A 15,456-nucleotide genomic window follows, 5' to 3' on the forward strand; every position below is an offset into this window, starting at 1 on the left:
TTGATAGGTTCGCTCGCTCCGTCCAAAGAGCTGTCGTCACCCGCGAAGGCGGGTGATCCAGTATTCCAGAGGCGTCAGCGATAGAACCGAAATGCCGCGGCGTACTGGATACCCGCCTTCGCGGGTATGACGACTACTCGTGAGGAGCCACTACGCTGTCATAAATGATAATGGTCCTCATTAACGCTTTCTCGACGCTGGCCATTTCTCAACCAAACTTGATGGGTATCGCTTTCGCTCCACCCATCCTGTACCCTTCTGGCGTTCGGCACCAGTCGTTGATGTAGACTGGCTGCACGGGCCGATCTGCCGGGAGCTGCCTGACCCACCCGTGCTATGAGCCACCTTCGTAGGACCTGCGCCCCGGTGGAGCGGCTGCGATCAATATCCACTAGGAGGTTTGCGCCAAGAGCGCCAGTACAGGGATCGATCGGGATCGCAGTGGGCCCGCTTTGAGAAGCGAGGAGGTCCAGTAATGGTTGAGGATGTGCGTTGGTTTGTCGGGATCGATTGGGCAACACAGAGCCACCGCGTTTGCCTGCTTGATAGCGAAGGAGGACGCATGGGCGAGCGGGAGTTCGCCCATGGCGGAGCCGGACTGATGGAACTGCGAGATTGGTTGCTGCAGAAGACCGGGGCTGCGCCGGGGCAGATCGCCGTCGCGATCGAGATGCCGCATGGTCCCGTGGTGGAGATGCTGCTCGAGCACGGGTTTGTGGTCTTTGCCATCAATCCCAAGCAGCTCGATCGTTTCCGCGATCGCTTCACAGTCGCAGGCGCCAAGGATGACAGCCGAGACGCCCTTGTCCTTGGAGACTCACTGCGTACCGATCGGAAAGCCTTCCGGCAGCTTGCGATCGACAATCCGGTGGTGATCGAGCTGCGCGAGTGGTCGCGCCTCGTGGACGAGTTGCAGCAGGAACGGACGCGTCTGGCCAATCGTCTGCGTCAGCAGCTGTGGCGCTACTATCCGCAGGCGACCGAACTAGCCGATGATGTCGGGGACGACTGGTTCCTGGCGCTGTGGCAAAAGGTGCCGACCCCCGCCGCCGCCGCGAAGGTAACGGAGAAGACGGTTGCGCGCATCCTCAAGGACCACCGCATCCGGCGTCTCGATGCCGCCACCGTGCTGCAGACCTTGCGCAAGACGGCCTTGTTCGTCGCCCCAGGCACGACGGAGGCCGCTTGCGTGCATATCCGCAGTCTCGCGGCGCGCATGCACCTGGTCAATCAGCAGATCAAGGAAGCCCACAACGCCCTGGACGGCCTCTGCGCCGGGCTCGCGGCACCGGACGAGGAGAGCCCGTCGGGGCAGAGCCGTGAGCAGTGTGACGTGGCAATCCTTCGCTCCTGGCCGGGAATCGGCAGGATTGTTCTCGCCACACTGCTCACCGAGGCAGCGCAGCCGCTGCAGGCCCGAGATTATCACGCCTTGCGTGCGCTGGCAGGGGTTGCTCCGGTGACGCGGCAAAGCGGCAAACAACGCTTCGTGATCCGCCGCCACGCCTGCAACAGGAGGCTGCAGACCGCCGTTCATCATTGGTCGCGCGTTGCCATCCAGCACGATGCTGCCGCGCGGCGCCGCTATGATGCCTTGCGGCAGCGCGGCCACGGCCATGCACGTGCGTTGCGTAGCGTGGGCGATCGCCTGCTCTCGGCTCTATGCTCGACCCTCAAGAGCCGGACCCTGTATGATGCCAACCGCGGGAGTTCGCAGATCTCCGTCAAACAGTAAGCCTCATTCCTTGGTTCGGCCGCTTGCGACCATTCCTTCGTCCCGACCTGCCGAACCCGACAGCGACGCGCGCAGACGCTGTCCAGGATGCCATCGGCACCGGCGTAGCCGGCGCGGAGCGTCCTGGACGGCGGCGAGCACGGCGCTACGCTCGTCATTCAAGGACGCCCAGCTCCTTGACGAAAGCTAGGAGGTCCTACGCACCGTCGCCCGATCCCTCAAAAGTTACCGTCCCCATTAACCCCCCGTAAACCATCCTGCTCCACCAATGGGCGTTACCTCTGCCATTTTGGGGACGCCCATGCTCGCCCGTGACCAACGCACGCCGTTTTCGGACTGGTGGTGGACCGTGGATAAGCTGCTGCTCGGCGCGATCATGGCGCTGATGCTGGGTGGCGTCATCCTGTCGCTCGCGGCGAGCCCGCCGGTGGCGACGCGGATCGGGCTCGATCCCTTCCATTTCTTCGGCCGGCACGTGCTGTTCCTGTTGCCGTCCTTGATGGTGCTGATCGGGGTGTCGTTCCTGTCACCCAAGCACATCCGCCGCCTCGCGTTGCTGGTGTTCGTGGTCTCGATCCTGCTGATCGTGGCGACGCTTGTCTTCGGCGCCGAGGTGAAGGGATCGCGGCGCTGGATCACGCTGCTCGGCGTCAACATCCAGGCCTCCGAATCCGCCAAGCCTGCCTTCGTGGTGATGGCGGCGTGGCTGTTTGCGGAATCGACCAAGCGGCCGGAAATGCCGGCGACGTCGATGGCGATCGTGCTGTTGCTGACGCTGGTGGCGCTGCTGGTGATGGAACCGGATTTCGGCCAGACCATGCTGATCCTGATGGTGTGGGGCGCGCTGTTCTTCATCGCGGGCATGCGGATGATCTGGGTGGCCGGCCTTGCCGGCGTCGCGGCGGCCGGATTGTTCGGCGCCTATCTTCTGGTCCCGCACGTCGCGGGCCGCATCAAGCGCTTCATCAATCCGGCCTCCGGCGACACCTTCCAGGTCGACATGGCAATGGAAGCCTTCTGGAACGGCGGCTGGTTCGGCCTCGGACCCGGCGAGGGCATTGCAAAACGCAGCCTGCCGGACAGTCATACCGACTTCGTGTTCGCGGTGGCCGCCGAAGAGTTCGGCATCATCCTGTGCCTGGCGCTAGTTTCGCTGTTCGCCTTCGTCGTGATCCGGACGCTGACACGCGCCTATTCGAGCGAGGACATGTTCGCGCGCTTTGCGGCGTCGGGGCTTGCGATCCTGTTCGGCGTGCAGGCCGCGATCAACATGGCCGTCAATCTGCAACTGATACCTGCCAAGGGCATGACGCTGCCCTTCATCTCCTATGGCGGCTCGTCGATCATCTCGCTGGCTTACGGCGTCGGCATGATGCTGGCGCTGACACGGCAACGCCCGCGTACCGAGGTGGAATCGATGAACGCGGCCGGCGTGTCGCGCGGTTACGCCTAGAACCTCATCGATTCTGAAAACGCTATGGGGCGTGACTAGCCTCGCCGCGTCGGCTATTTGAAGCCATGGACAACGCACCTCTCATTCTACTTGCCGCGGGCGGCACCGGCGGTCATCTGTTTCCCGCCGAAGCGCTCGGCGTCGAACTCATCAAGCGCGGCCTGCGGGTGCGTCTGGCAACCGACGACCGCGCGCTGCGCTACAGCGGCCTGTTCACCCGGGATAATATCGATGTGGTGCCGAGCGAGACCGTGCGCGGCCGCTCGCTGGTGGCGCTGGCGCGCACCGTCTACACGCTTGGTTACGGCACGCTGGTTGCTGCCAGGCTGGTGCGGCGGCTGAAACCTGCCGCCGTGGTCGGCTTCGGCGGCTATCCGACGCTGCCGCCGCTGATGGCGGCAAGGCTGCTCGGCGTGCCCGGCATCATTCACGACGCCAATGCCGTGCTCGGCCGCGCCAACCGCTTTCTCGCCCGCCGCGTCAACGCCATTGCCACCTCGCTGCCGGGCGTGCTCGATCGCGATCCTGATCTCGCGGGCAAGACGGTGACCGTCGGCACGCCGATGCGGCCCGCGATCCTCACGGCCGCCGCCGTGCCGTTTGCCTCTCCCGAACCGAACGGGCCGCTGCGCCTGCTGGTGGTGGGCGGCAGCCAGGGCGCGCGGGTTATGAGCGATATCGTGCCGGGCGCCATCGAAAAGCTGGAGCCGATGCTGTGGAGCCGCCTGGTTCTCACTCAGCAGGTGCGCAAGGAAGACATGGGGCGGGTGCGCGCGATCTATGAGCGGCGCAGGATCAATGCCGAACTCGCGCCGTTCTTTTCCGACCTGCCGGCGCGGCTGGCATCCAGCCACCTCGTGATCTCGCGCTCCGGCGCCGGCACGGTGGCGGAACTCGCCGCGATCGGCCGGCCCTCGATTCTGGTGCCGCTGCCCGGCGCGATCGACCAGGACCAGTTCGCCAACGCCGGCGTGCTGGCCCAGGTGGACGGCGCGCTGCGAATTCCGCAAGCAGAGTTCACGCCGGACCGTCTGGCCGCGGAAATCTCAGCCTTCGCCGCCGAACCCGCTCGGCTTACCGCGATGGCATCAGCCGCACGCAGTGTCGGCAGGCTTGATGCTGCTGAGCGGTTGGCCGATCTGGTGATGAAAATGGCCGGAATCTAGGCCGTTGCGTGCAAAATTGCCCCTTGTCATGCCACGCGAAAGCGGGGCATCCAGTACCCTGCGGCGCCTGATTTGAGCCTCGGCTTCGCGGGATACTGGATCATCCGCTCCCGTGCGCAATTGCGCACAAGGCGGATGATGGCGATAGGGAATAATCCATGAGACTGCCGCGCGAGATCGGACCCATTCACTTCGTCGGGATCGGCGGCATCGGCATGAGCGGCATCGCCGAGGTCTTGAGCAATCTCGGCTATACCGTGCAGGGCTCGGACGCCTCCGAGAGCGGCAATGTCGCGCGGCTGCGGGAGAAGGGGATTACGGTTTCGGTCGGCCACAAGGCCGAGAATGTCGACGGCGCCGACGTGGTGGTGGTTTCGACCGCGATCAAGCGCGACAATCCCGAATTGATGGCGGCCCGCGCCCAGCGCATTCCGGTGGTGCGCCGGGCCGAAATGCTCGCCGAACTGATGCGGCTGAAAAGCTGCGTCGCGATTGCCGGCACCCATGGCAAGACCACGACGACGACGATGGTGGCGACCCTCCTCGATGCCGGCGGTCTCGATCCGACCGTGATCAACGGCGGTATCATCAATGCCTATGGCTCCAACGCGCGGCTGGGCGCGGGCGACTGGATGGTGGTCGAGGCCGACGAGAGCGACGGCACGTTCCTGAAGCTGCCGTCCGATGTCGTGATCGTCACCAACATCGATCCCGAACATCTCGATCACTTCAAGACTTTCGAGGCGATCCAGGACGCATTCCGCAATTTCGTCGAGAACGTCCCGTTCTACGGCTTTGCCGTAATGTGCACCGATCATCCCGTGGTGCAGAGCCTCGTCGGCAAGATCGAGGACCGCCGCATCATCACCTATGGCGAGAATCCGCAGGCCGACGCGCGGCTGGTCGACCTGACGCCGACCGGCGGCGGCTCGACATTCAAGGTCGTGTTCCGCAACCGCAAGACCGACGCCACCCATGAGATATCAGACCTCATGCTGCCGATGCCGGGGCGGCATAACGCCTCGAATGCCACGGCGGCGATCGCGGTGGCGCATGAGCTCGGCATGTCCGACGAGGCGATCCGCAAGGCAATGGCAGGTTTTGGCGGCGTCAAGCGGCGCTTTACCCGGACCGGGGAGTGGAACGGCGTCACCGTGATCGACGATTACGGCCATCACCCCGTCGAGATATCAGCCGTCCTTAAAGCGGCGCGTGAATCCACCAACGGCAAGGTCATCGCCGTGGTGCAGCCGCATCGCTTCACCCGCCTGCAATCGCTGTTTGAGGAATTCTGTACCTGCTTCAACGACGCCGATGCGGTCGTGGTCGCCGAGGTCTATCCGGCCGGCGAGGCGCCGATCGAGGGCATCGATCGCGATCATTTCGTGCTCGGTCTGCGCGCCCACGGCCATCGCGAGGTGATCCCGCTGCCGAATGCGGGCGAACTCGCCAAGGTGGTTCACGGTCTCGCCGGCACCGGCGACCTCGTCGTCTGCCTGGGCGCCGGCAACATCACCCAATGGGCCTACGCCCTGCCGGGCGAGCTGAAGGCGTTGGGGTGATGGCCGGTCTGTCAGACAACCGATAATGCCTGGTGCGCGCCGGCATCGACGATCGATTTCAGCGTATTCAGTGCTTGGTCGAGCCGAATGATTGACTCGGCGGCGCCCAAGCATATCCGGACGCCGTTGATAGGATGATGGCCGACGATGACAGCCTCGGTGGGCGTGATCGTAATTCCGTGACGCTTCGCCGCTGCCACGAACTCGGAAGCTCGCCACCGCTCCGGCAAATCGAGCCAGACATGATAGGTCGCCTTCGGCAAAGCGAATATGTTCTTTCCGAACAGCTTGCGCACGAGAGCCACCCGCGCGATGGCTTCCTGCCTTTTTGCCTCGATGAGCGAGTCGGCCGTGCCGTCCTCGATCCACCGGCTGATGATTTCCGCCATCATGGGCGTCGCCATCCATGCGGTCGCCCTTACGCCTGACACCATACGATCCATGTATTGAGGGGGTGGCGACACGAAGCCGATGCGTAAACCCGGCGCCAGGCTCTTCGAGAAGCTCCCGACGTAGAAGGTCCGCTCCCGGGCGTATTCGGCGATCGGATCCAAGCGCTTGTTCAAGAGGAAATCGTACACGTCTCCTTCGATCAGGTGGAGCGCATGCCGCTCCATGATGTCCGCTATCGCTCGCCTGCGGGATTCCGGCAAAACCGTCGCCGACGGATTCTGCAAATTCGGAATGAGATACAACACGCGGGCGCGCGTCTTCTGGACAAGTTCCTCCAGCTTCTCGGGAATGACACCATCACGATCCAGCGGCGCGCCGACCAGACGCAATTGTGCGAAGTTAGCCAAAGCCTTAATCCCGGCATAGCTCATTGACTCGCATATGACGGTATCGCCGGGTTTGGTCAGCGCGGCGATGGCCAAGGCCATTGCGTGTTGTGCGCCCTGCGTCAGAACCAGACAATCCGGGTCAACGTGACTGCCCTTCCACCATTTGGCGATTGCCTGCCTATGTCTCGCGAGCCCGCTGTGAGGCAAGTACTGCATGAGCTGGGAAAGATCGTCCGTCTTCGACAAATCGGAAAGCGCCTTCTTCAAGGCGGCCTCGGACCGACCTGTCGGCGGCAGGTTAAGGCTAAGATCGATTGATCCAAGATCGCCGCGCCCATCCCCGTAGAAGCGAGCGTCCGACTTGTCGGGTGTCCGTACAAAACTACCGCGACCGACTTCGCCAGAAATGAGACCACGCTTCTGCGCAGTCTGATAAGCGCGAGTAACGGTCCCAACGCTGATTCCGAGCTGATACGCGAGTTCGCGCATTGGCAAAAGCCGCATACCGGGCTCCGCGCGACCGGTCTGGATGTCCCGCTCCAGCGCATTAACGAGCGCTTCATACCGCGGCCCCTGGGAAGAGATCTGCTTAGGGATCCAAATTGCCATAAGATAATGTCTCTGTTGTCTTGCTAATACAATGTTGCCAGCCCTTACTGCGCTTTTCAACGGGCGCTGCGCCGGCCACGGCGATCGAAGTTGAAGCTGATGCAGCGAGCCCCCGCGCCCCGTCGCGTGAGATTCATCGTGAGCGCTTCACCGTGGCCAACATTGATTCGGGATGCGCCCTTCCGCAGACTGAGCGGACCGCCAAAATCCAAAACCGCTGAATCGTGCGATGCGAACAGGAAACGGTGCGGCGTGGCAGATTGTACTAGCGCAATGTAACAATTGCTTCATGAAGCAATATGCGCATAGTTCGTGAAGTTCTTCCAGAGAGGGAAATTCGAGCATGAATGCACCACAGGCGGACCGGCTGAAATTGCAAATTCAAACCGGCCAATATGGCGGCGTCCAAAAAACCCATCCGAGGACCAATTCGAGGCCCGGCGACCAACTTCCCCCGCTTGAACTGTGCTCGACCGCTGGGAACACGGTTCACCTCGATCAGCAAGCGCGAAGCAGTCACCTGGTTCTGTTCTTCTATCCAGGGGACCTCGAGGGCCTTCGGTATCCGGAGATGTCGGGATGTACGCCCGAGGCCTGCAGCTTCCGCGACAGCGTGACTGATCTGCGCAAACTTGGTGCGGAAATTTTCGGCGTCAACTTCCACGCCACGTCACGCCAAAAAAGTTTTGTTGCAAGAGAGCATCTCAACTTTCCATTGCTGTCGGACGAAGCCGAGCAATTGACGGTGGCACTGGGGATTCCTGTGTGGACTACGGAACACGGCGAGCGCTTCGTTACGCGGACCACCGTGATCGTCAGGAAGGGAGGCACGATCGCAGAAATCTTCGACGACGTGCGACCAGACGGGCACGTTGCGGCTGTGTTGGCCGCCGTCGAGAAACTCTCGACTGATGGAGCCTGACTCCATGGACGACTCAGCCGTCGAGCGCGTCTTGATTCTGGGGGCGGGGCCCGCCGGCTACACCGCCGCGGTTTACGCCACCCGCGCAAACCTCAGTCCGCTGTTGCTGACGGGTAGTCAGCCCGGTGGTCAGCTGACTACGACAACCGAAGTTGAGAACTGGCCATCGGAAGTCTCCATCTCAGGTCCTGAACTGGTAGAGCGGATGTACAAGCAGGTGGAGCATCTCGGCGCCCGCATTGTCGTGGATTCCGTGACTTCGGTCGACCTGACCCGGCGTCCTTTCACCTGCGTGGGGGAAAGCGGAACGAACTACCGAAGTGACGCGCTGATCATCGCGACGGGCGCGCGGGCCAGGCTGCTCGGGTTGCCAAGTGAGAGCGAATTTTTCGGGTACGGCGTATCCGCATGCGCCACTTGCGACGGCTTCTTTTACCGAGGCAGGCGTGTCGTAGTGATAGGCGGCGGAAGCGCAGCGGTCGAAGAAGCTCTCTATCTCACCAAACATGCCTCGAGGGTGATCCTCGTCCACCGCCGCGGGACGCTGCGAGCGGAAAAGGTGCTGCAGGCGCGGCTGTTCAACCACCCGCAGATCGAGGTCATCTGGAATAGCGTCGTGGAGGAAGTGATTGGCAGGAAGAGTCCCAGTGCCGTCACCCATGTTAGGCTTCGCAATGTCGATACCCAGGCGCGACAGGATATCGCGACGGATGGAGTGTTTGTCGCCATCGGCCACGATCCGGCCACCGACCTGTTTGCAGGCCAACTCGCCCGCGATGACCACGGTTATCTCATCACCAAGCCAGACTCGACTGCAACCGCAATCCCCGGTGTCTTCGCTGCGGGTGATGTCAAGGACAGGATATTCCGACAAGCCGTAACTGCCGCCGGAATGGGATGCATGGCGGCGATCGAAGCCGACCGCTTTTTGTCGGTGGAACGGGCAAGCCGTGATGCGAACTCCGGAAGTGTCGGGTCGCAGTACTGCTTCGTCTGACCACACGGAACGATTTGGATTATCCAACATCTCAACGGAGGCGCGCATGACTGACACGAAAGCAATTGAAGTTCGAGTATCGCCTGTTGGCAAAGCTGAAGATGGCCGGTGGTCCATCTTCGAGCGCGCGCCCGGTCTGTTGAACGGGCTTCGCTCGCTGTCAGGCGACCTGACGATAGGGACTATCGGGCAGGGACTTGTTGCGGGAATATTCGGAACGGCCGTTTCACTCGTTATCCTCAATGGCGCGACCAAGGCTGGTCTCGGTCCAACAGAAGCGACGTCATGGATTTTCGGCGTCTACTTCATCGGAGGACTCGTAACCATTCTCGTTGCGTTGATCTACAGGCAGCCGATTTCCTTCTCGTGGAGTATTCCCGGGACAGCGCTCGTCGTTGCGGCCCTGAAGGACTATTCGTTCGCTCAGCTTATAGGGGCGTATTTGATCGTGGCGGCCCTTGTCACGACGATTGCCTTGACGGGCGTTGTAGGAAGAATCGTCAAATACCTTCCGTTTCCGATCGTCGTGGCCATGATCGGTGGCATCCTCCTGCAATTCGCCATCGGCGTCGTCGGCGCCAGCCAAGCGCAGCCCGTAATCGTTGGTGCTGCGATCATTGGCTATTTTCTGACGGCGAAGGTCCTAAAGAAGGTGCCCGGCGTGCTCGGCGCTCTCGTCTTCGGAGCCGCTGCTGCATTCCTCGCAGGGAAGCTCAATTTCGGATCGATCGAGCTGCATCTCGTGATGCCAACTGCTACTGCTCCGGGCTGGTCGTCATCGGTGATTCTCTCAGTTGCCGTTCCTCTCGCGCTTCTTATCATCTGCGCCGAAAACACGAAGGGCGTCGGTATCCTGTTGTCGGCCGGATATGTGCCTCCGACCAACAGCATGCTTTTCGCCAGCGGGATCGGAACGCTTTTCAGCGGAATGTTCGGGGGACATAATCTCAACGTTGCGGGTCCGATGACGGCGATCTGCTCGAGCCCGCAAGCCGGAAACATCGGCACGCGATATGCTGCGTCGGTGGTTCAAGGTGTCATTTACGTCGCGTTCGGACTGGTTGCGAGCATGGCAGTGAGTACCGTCCGGGCGTTGCCTTCAGAACTCGTCGGGGCGGTCGCTGGGCTGGCGATGATCACACCGCTGGTTGTCGCGCTGAACGCTGCGTTTGCCGCCAGGAAATTCCAAGTTGGCGCTCTCGTTTCGCTGGTGGTCGCGAGCACGAGCTTGACGATTTTCGGAATTGGAGCCCCCTTATGGGCGCTCGCAATCGGGACGCTGGCTTCGTGGATAGTCGAGCCAGATTCGTTCCGGGCCGAAACTTAGATTTATTGCCGTCGGAGCGGAAGCCCGGGACGCTCGCGCAAGCCATTGAAATCTCGTTTCGATGCGTTCCCTGCCGCCGCCATCCTTTGTGGATGGCGGCCAATTTTTGTCGCGCAGAATTTTGACCGTCATCCGTTATTGTCAGGTGCACATCGGTTCGTCACAAAGCGTTATTGTGCTGGAACAGGAGTTCGCTTAAAAAAATCGCGAAAATGGCTCTTCTAAATAGTTGGTGTCGGTGAAGAAATGGGGTCTGAATTTGAGCCGCTACAATGCACCCGGCCTGCAAAGGAAGGGAACGAAGTGGACAGGCCCGGCGGTGACCAAATTGGTAGGCCGCGACATACCGAGGACGTTTAGTTGACCTTCCCCGACATCACACCCGATCTCAAGACCGCGATGCCGCAACTGCGCGGGCGGTTGCTGGCGAACCAGTCGCTGGCGGAGCTGACGTGGTTTCGCGTCGGCGGGCCGGCGCAGGTGCTGTTTACGCCGGCGGATGAAGACGATCTCGCGTACTTCTTAAAGCTGCTTCCGAAGGCATTGCCGGTCTATGTCGTCGGCGTCGGCTCCAACCTGATCGTGCGCGACGGTGGTATGGCGGGGGTGGTGATCCGGCTGTCGCCGCGGGCGTTCGGCGAGACATCTGCGTCGGGCGATATCGTCAGCGCGGGCACGGCCGCGCTCGACAAGCGCGTGGCGGAGACCGCGGCTGCCGCCAACATCGGCGGCATGGAATTTTTCTTCGGCATTCCCGGCACCATCGGCGGCGCGTTGCGGATGAATGCCGGCGCCAATGGCGGCGAGACCAAGGACGTTCTGATCGAAGCTGTCGGCATCGGTCGCGACGGCACCAGGCATGTCTTCAGCAATGCCGACATGAAGTTCGTCTACCGCAACAGCGGCGTCGATCCTTCCGTGATTTTCACCTCTGCGCGTTTCCGCGGCGCCATCACGGACGCTGAAGCCATTCGCGCGCGGATGAACGAGGTGCAGACCCATCGCGAAACCGCTCAGCCGATTCGCGAAAAGACCGGAGGATCGACCTTCAAGAACCCGCCCGGCAACAGCGCCTGGAAACTGATCGACGCCGCCGGCTGCCGCGGCTTGCGCGTCGGCGGGGCGCAGGTCTCGGAAATGCACTGCAATTTCCTCATCAACACCGGTAATGCTACCGGGCATGATATTGAAACGCTGGGTGAAACCGTGCGCGAGCGGGTTAAAGCGAATTCTGGAATCGAGCTACACTGGGAAATCAAGCGGATCGGAATCGAGCGAGGCTGATGCGGACGACCATTCTCTTTGGCGGCACCAACAAGGAGCGGCTGGTTTCGGTCGCGAGCGCTCAGGCGCTGCATCGCGCCTTGCCGGAAGCCGATCTCTGGTTCTGGGACGTTGCCGATACCGTGCATGAGGTTGCGTCGCAGAAGCTGCTCGAGCATTCGCGTCCGTTTGAGGATGAATTCAAACCCGGCAACCGCGGCTTGTCGCTCGAAGCCGCGCTCGACAAGGCGAAGTTCGAGGATCGCGTGCTGGTGCTCGGCCTGCATGGCGGCCGGGCCGAGAACGGCGAATTGCAGGCGATGTGCGAACTGCGCGGGATTCCCTTCACCGGCTCCGGCTCGGCGTCGTCGAATCTCGCTTTCGACAAGGTGGCGGCAAAACGCTTTGCGGCCTATGCGGGCGTCACAGCGCCGGCCGGCGTCGCCCTGGAAGAGCTCGACACGGCGTTCGCCGAATACGGCAGGCTGATCGCAAAGCCGGCGCGGGATGGATCGAGCTATGGCCTGATCTTCGTCAATGCGAAGCAGGATCTCGTCGCCGTGCGCAACGCCGCCAGAACAGAGGAATATCTGATCGAGCCGTTCGTGTCGGGCGTGGAGGCGACCTGCGGCGTGCTGGAGCGGCCCGACGGCTCGGTGCTTTCACTGCCGCCGATCGAAATCGTTCCGGCGGAAGGCGCGTTCGACTACACGGCGAAGTACCTGCTCAAATCTACCCAGGAGATCTGTCCGGGACGATTTTCGCCCGAGATCAGCACAGCCCTCATGGACCAGGCGCTGCGGGCGCACCGGGCGCTGTCGTGCAGCGGCTATTCCCGGACCGACTTCATCGTCTCGGCGAAGGGGTTGGTTTACCTGGAAACCAACACGCTGCCGGGCCTGACCGCCGCATCGCTCTACCCGAAGGCGCTGAAGGCGCAGGGGATCGAATTCCCGGATTTTCTGCGCGACCAGATCGCGCTGGCCGAACGGCGCAACCGGGAACGGGTTTGACCGGCCGACCGGCCAGTTAACAGGCCGTTAACCCGGAACTAACCTCGCCACGAGAATTGTTGCTAAAATCCTAAGAATTACCCGGCAAACCACTCAAAAGACGCGTCAAAACGCGTCACCGGCGCCCCGAATTTACACTTTGTTTACCAGGAAGTCCGAAGGTTAACGCTGGCGGCGCATGTGGCGCTTGGCTGCCGGGGCGTGCGCTGTTCCGACTTCAGATCAGCACCAAGTCCGGCAAAACCGAGGCGTCACATGGGCCGGAACCCGCAAAAACGCTTGCGGGAACAACACTTGGACAGGCTCGTGCAATGGATGGTGCAGGACGCCTCGCTCGGTCGCTGAGATCGCTGGGGCCCCAAGCTGACCTGAAAGCGGCTGCTATTGGAGCGGCCGTGCTGCTGCGCGAGCGGATGGGCCTTCGTGCCCGCGTCCCGGCAAGGCCCGTGATCGATCGCGAACCGTCGAATCGCCTGGTCCTGCTGGTCGAACGTTACCTTCCGAACCGCGCAGGCGTCGCCTTGACCGTGCTGATGCTGCTCGGCAGCGCAGGCCTGGGCATCGTCAAGGGCGGCCATGTCGACGACTTCATGGTGGCGCTTGACGATACCCGCAATGCGCTGGCCAATTCGGCCGGATTCCGCATCACCACGGTTGCCATCAACGGCCGCAAGCAATTGAGCCAGGACGAGGTGCTCGCGATCGGCGGCGTCAACGGCCGTTCCTCGCTGTTGTTCCTCGACGCCGCCACCGTGCGCGACAGGCTCAAGGCCAATCCGTGGATCGCTGATGCGACCATCCTGAAGCTTTATCCCGGTCAGCTGCAGATCGACATCGTCGAGCGTACGGCGTTCGCGTTGTGGCAGCAGGAGGGCCGGCTGTCCGTGATATCGGAGGACGGCGTGGTGCTGGAGCCCTACGTGTCGCGCCGCTTCGTGACGCTGCCGCTGGTGGTGGGCAAGGGCGCCGACGTCAAGGCCCGCGATTTCCTCGCGCTGCTCGACCGCTATCCGCAGGTTCGCATCGCGACCAAGGCTGCGATCCTCGTCGGCGAACGGCGCTGGAATCTGCGGCTGAAGGACGGCCTCGACATCCGCCTGCCGGAGAACGACGTCGGCAATGCGCTTGCCGTGCTGAGCAAGCTGGACAAGGACGACCGGCTGTTCTCGCGCGACATCGTCGCGGTCGACATGCGCCTGCCGGACCGCTTGACGGTGCAATTGTCTGATGACGCGGCCAAGGCCCGCGAAGAACTGTTCAAGGACAAGAAACCCAAGAAAAAGGCCGGTGACGCATGACCGGCCTCGATCGCAACCAGACCCCGAAGACGCGCCCCGTCGACCACAAGCGCACCGCGCTGGTGGCGTCGCTCGATGTCGGCACCAGCAAGATCGCCTGCATGATCGCGCGGCTGAAGCCGTCGCCAGCGAACGACGCGCTGCGCGGCCGTACCCATGCGGTGGAACTGATCGGCTACAGCCAGATCCAGTCGCGCGGCGTCAAGGCCGGCGCCGTGGTCGATCTCGCCGAATGCGAACAGGCGGTGCGGCAGGCCGTGGCGCTGGCCGAGCGCATGGCCAAGGTCCGCGTTGAGTCAGTATTGCTGTCGGTTTCCGGCGGCCGGCTGCAGGGCCAGCTGGTCGAGGCTGCCGCCGATATCAGGGGCGGCGCCGTTACCGCCGATGACGTCACCCGGGTGACTTCCACCGGCATGCGCCACGCCACCGGCGAGGGCCGCACCGTGCTGCACGCGCTGCCGGTCGGCTACGCGCTGGATGGCGTCAAGGGCATCCGCGACCCCCGCGGCATGGTGGCCCGGCAGTTCGGCGTCGACATGAACGTGGTGACGGCGGATGCCACCGTTGCCCGCAACCTGATGCTGGTGGTCGAGCGCTGCCATCTCAATGTCGAAGCCATGTCGGCGAGTCCTTATGTCGCAGGCCTTTCCGTGTTGACCGACGACGAGGCCGATCTCGGCGCCGCCGTGGTCGAAATGGGCGCCGGATCGACCACGATTGCGACCTATTCCGCCGGCCGCTTCGTTCATGCATCAGGATTTGCGCTCGGCGGACAGCACGTGACCATGGATCTTGCACGCGGCGTCGGCGCATGCATTGCGGATGCCGAGCGAATCAAGACTTTATACGGGACCGTGCTGACCGGCGGGTCCGACGCGCGCGAGTTGATGTCTGTTCCGACTGCAGGTGAGGAACACGATGCACCGCAGATCGTCTCGCGCGCCACGATCGCGAACATCGTCCGGCATCGTGCCGAGGAGATTTTTGAAATGGTCCGGGACCGGCTCGCGGATTCCCCCTTTGCGGCAGAGCCGCGTGCGCGGGTTGTCTTGAGCGGCGGCGCGTCCCAGCTCACCGGCACCGTCGAACTCGCCACCCGCATTCTCAACCGGCCGGTCCGGATCGGCCGGCCGCTCGGTTTCGGCCGGCTGCCCAACGAGGCCAAGAGCGCCTCGTTCGCGGTGCCGACCGGTCTCCTAGTCTATCCGCAATACGCTCATCTGGAACACGTCGAACCGCGGCATACGCGGCAGCTCAGGACAGGGACTGACGGCTATTTCGGAAAGGTCGGACGATGGCTTCGCGAGGGCTTCTGATGACCGATCCAGT

General features: G+C 62.6%; 12 protein-coding genes and 1 pseudogene. 12 read left to right on the plus strand and 1 reads right to left on the minus strand.

The window, feature by feature from the left end; all coding sequences use genetic code 11:
* Positions 1–475: 475 nt before the first annotated feature.
* The 4 genes from V1286_RS04935 to murC all read left to right on the plus strand — a co-directional run bounded on the left by V1286_RS04935 (position 476) and on the right by murC (position 5,916).
* A complete protein-coding gene (locus V1286_RS04935) occupies positions 476–1,735 on the plus strand; it encodes an IS110 family RNA-guided transposase (protein WP_334477947.1) in 1,260 nt (419 codons plus the stop codon).
* A 301-nt stretch (positions 1,736–2,036) separates the two neighbouring features.
* On the plus strand, positions 2,037–3,188 hold the full coding sequence (gene ftsW / locus V1286_RS04940) for a putative lipid II flippase FtsW (protein ID WP_334477948.1): 1,152 nt from the start codon (positions 2,037–2,039) through the stop codon (positions 3,186–3,188).
* 65 nt (positions 3,189–3,253) lie between these two features.
* Entirely contained in the window at positions 3,254–4,354 is a 1,101-nt protein-coding gene (gene murG, locus V1286_RS04945) for an undecaprenyldiphospho-muramoylpentapeptide beta-N-acetylglucosaminyltransferase (protein WP_334477949.1), read from the plus strand.
* 158 nt (positions 4,355–4,512) lie between these two features.
* Complete coding sequence (murC, locus tag V1286_RS04950; RefSeq protein WP_334477950.1) at positions 4,513–5,916, plus strand: UDP-N-acetylmuramate--L-alanine ligase; 1,404 nt, start codon at positions 4,513–4,515, stop codon at positions 5,914–5,916.
* Positions 5,917–5,927: 11 nt separating this feature from the next.
* Here murC and V1286_RS04955 read toward each other — a convergent pair whose 3' ends face one another.
* Complete coding sequence (locus V1286_RS04955) at positions 5,928–7,307, minus strand: aminotransferase-like domain-containing protein (protein WP_334477951.1); 1,380 nt, start codon at positions 7,305–7,307, stop codon at positions 5,928–5,930.
* Positions 7,308–7,650: 343 nt separating this feature from the next.
* On the opposite strand from V1286_RS04955, the gene V1286_RS04960 reads away from it, so the two are divergent.
* The 8 genes and pseudogenes from V1286_RS04960 to ftsA all read left to right on the plus strand — a co-directional run bounded on the left by V1286_RS04960 (position 7,651) and on the right by ftsA (position 15,443).
* A complete protein-coding gene (locus V1286_RS04960) occupies positions 7,651–8,229 on the plus strand; it encodes a peroxiredoxin (protein ID WP_334477952.1) in 579 nt (192 codons plus the stop codon).
* A 4-nt stretch (positions 8,230–8,233) separates the two neighbouring features.
* Positions 8,234–9,226, plus strand: coding sequence for a thioredoxin-disulfide reductase (gene trxB, locus V1286_RS04965; protein ID WP_334477953.1), 993 nt, complete (start codon positions 8,234–8,236; stop codon positions 9,224–9,226).
* Positions 9,227–9,272: 46 nt separating this feature from the next.
* Positions 9,273–10,553: a benzoate/H(+) symporter BenE family transporter gene (locus V1286_RS04970; RefSeq protein ID WP_334477955.1), complete on the plus strand. Its 1,281-nt coding sequence runs from the start codon at positions 9,273–9,275 to the stop codon at positions 10,551–10,553.
* A 360-nt stretch (positions 10,554–10,913) separates the two neighbouring features.
* Positions 10,914–11,837 (plus strand): UDP-N-acetylmuramate dehydrogenase, encoded by a 924-nt coding sequence (gene murB / locus V1286_RS04975; RefSeq protein WP_334477957.1) that lies wholly within the window; start codon positions 10,914–10,916, stop codon positions 11,835–11,837.
* A complete protein-coding gene (locus V1286_RS04980; RefSeq protein WP_334477958.1) occupies positions 11,837–12,829 on the plus strand; it encodes a D-alanine--D-alanine ligase family protein in 993 nt (330 codons plus the stop codon). The genes murB and V1286_RS04980 overlap by 1 nt, the downstream gene beginning before the upstream one ends.
* Before the next feature lie 75 nt (positions 12,830–12,904).
* Positions 12,905–13,174: pseudogene (locus V1286_RS38825) on the plus strand (D-alanine--D-alanine ligase); the annotation flags it as partial.
* Entirely contained in the window at positions 13,141–14,127 is a 987-nt protein-coding gene (locus V1286_RS04985) for a cell division protein FtsQ/DivIB (protein WP_334477960.1), read from the plus strand. The pseudogene V1286_RS38825 and the gene V1286_RS04985, both read left to right, overlap by 34 nt.
* Positions 14,124–15,443, plus strand: coding sequence for a cell division protein FtsA (ftsA, locus tag V1286_RS04990; protein ID WP_334477961.1), 1,320 nt, complete (start codon positions 14,124–14,126; stop codon positions 15,441–15,443). The genes V1286_RS04985 and ftsA overlap by 4 nt, the downstream gene beginning before the upstream one ends.
* The last annotated feature ends 13 nt before the right edge of the window (positions 15,444–15,456 follow it).

This window comes from Bradyrhizobium algeriense, from assembly GCF_036924595.1.
Lineage (GTDB): Bacteria > Pseudomonadota > Alphaproteobacteria > Rhizobiales > Xanthobacteraceae > Bradyrhizobium > Bradyrhizobium algeriense.

What these genes read in the sequence shown, in the direction of transcription:
- V1286_RS04935 (WP_334477947.1), top strand. Translation starts at nt 476, where the DNA reads ATGGTTGAGGATGTGCGTTGGTTTGTCGGGATCGATTGGGCAACACAG.
- ftsW (WP_334477948.1), top strand. Translation starts at nt 2,037, where the DNA reads ATGCTCGCCCGTGACCAACGCACGCCGTTTTCGGACTGGTGGTGGACC.
- murG (WP_334477949.1), top strand. Translation starts at nt 3,254, where the DNA reads ATGGACAACGCACCTCTCATTCTACTTGCCGCGGGCGGCACCGGCGGT.
- murC (WP_334477950.1), top strand. Translation starts at nt 4,513, where the DNA reads ATGAGACTGCCGCGCGAGATCGGACCCATTCACTTCGTCGGGATCGGC.
- V1286_RS04955 (WP_334477951.1), bottom strand. Translation starts at nt 7,307, where the DNA reads ATGGCAATTTGGATCCCTAAGCAGATCTCTTCCCAGGGGCCGCGGTAT.
- V1286_RS04960 (WP_334477952.1), top strand. Translation starts at nt 7,651, where the DNA reads ATGAATGCACCACAGGCGGACCGGCTGAAATTGCAAATTCAAACCGGC.
- trxB (WP_334477953.1), top strand. Translation starts at nt 8,234, where the DNA reads ATGGACGACTCAGCCGTCGAGCGCGTCTTGATTCTGGGGGCGGGGCCC.
- V1286_RS04970 (WP_334477955.1), top strand. Translation starts at nt 9,273, where the DNA reads ATGACTGACACGAAAGCAATTGAAGTTCGAGTATCGCCTGTTGGCAAA.
- V1286_RS04980 (WP_334477958.1), top strand. Translation starts at nt 11,837, where the DNA reads ATGCGGACGACCATTCTCTTTGGCGGCACCAACAAGGAGCGGCTGGTT.
- V1286_RS04985 (WP_334477960.1), top strand. Translation starts at nt 13,141, where the DNA reads ATGGATGGTGCAGGACGCCTCGCTCGGTCGCTGAGATCGCTGGGGCCC.
- ftsA (WP_334477961.1), top strand. Translation starts at nt 14,124, where the DNA reads ATGACCGGCCTCGATCGCAACCAGACCCCGAAGACGCGCCCCGTCGAC.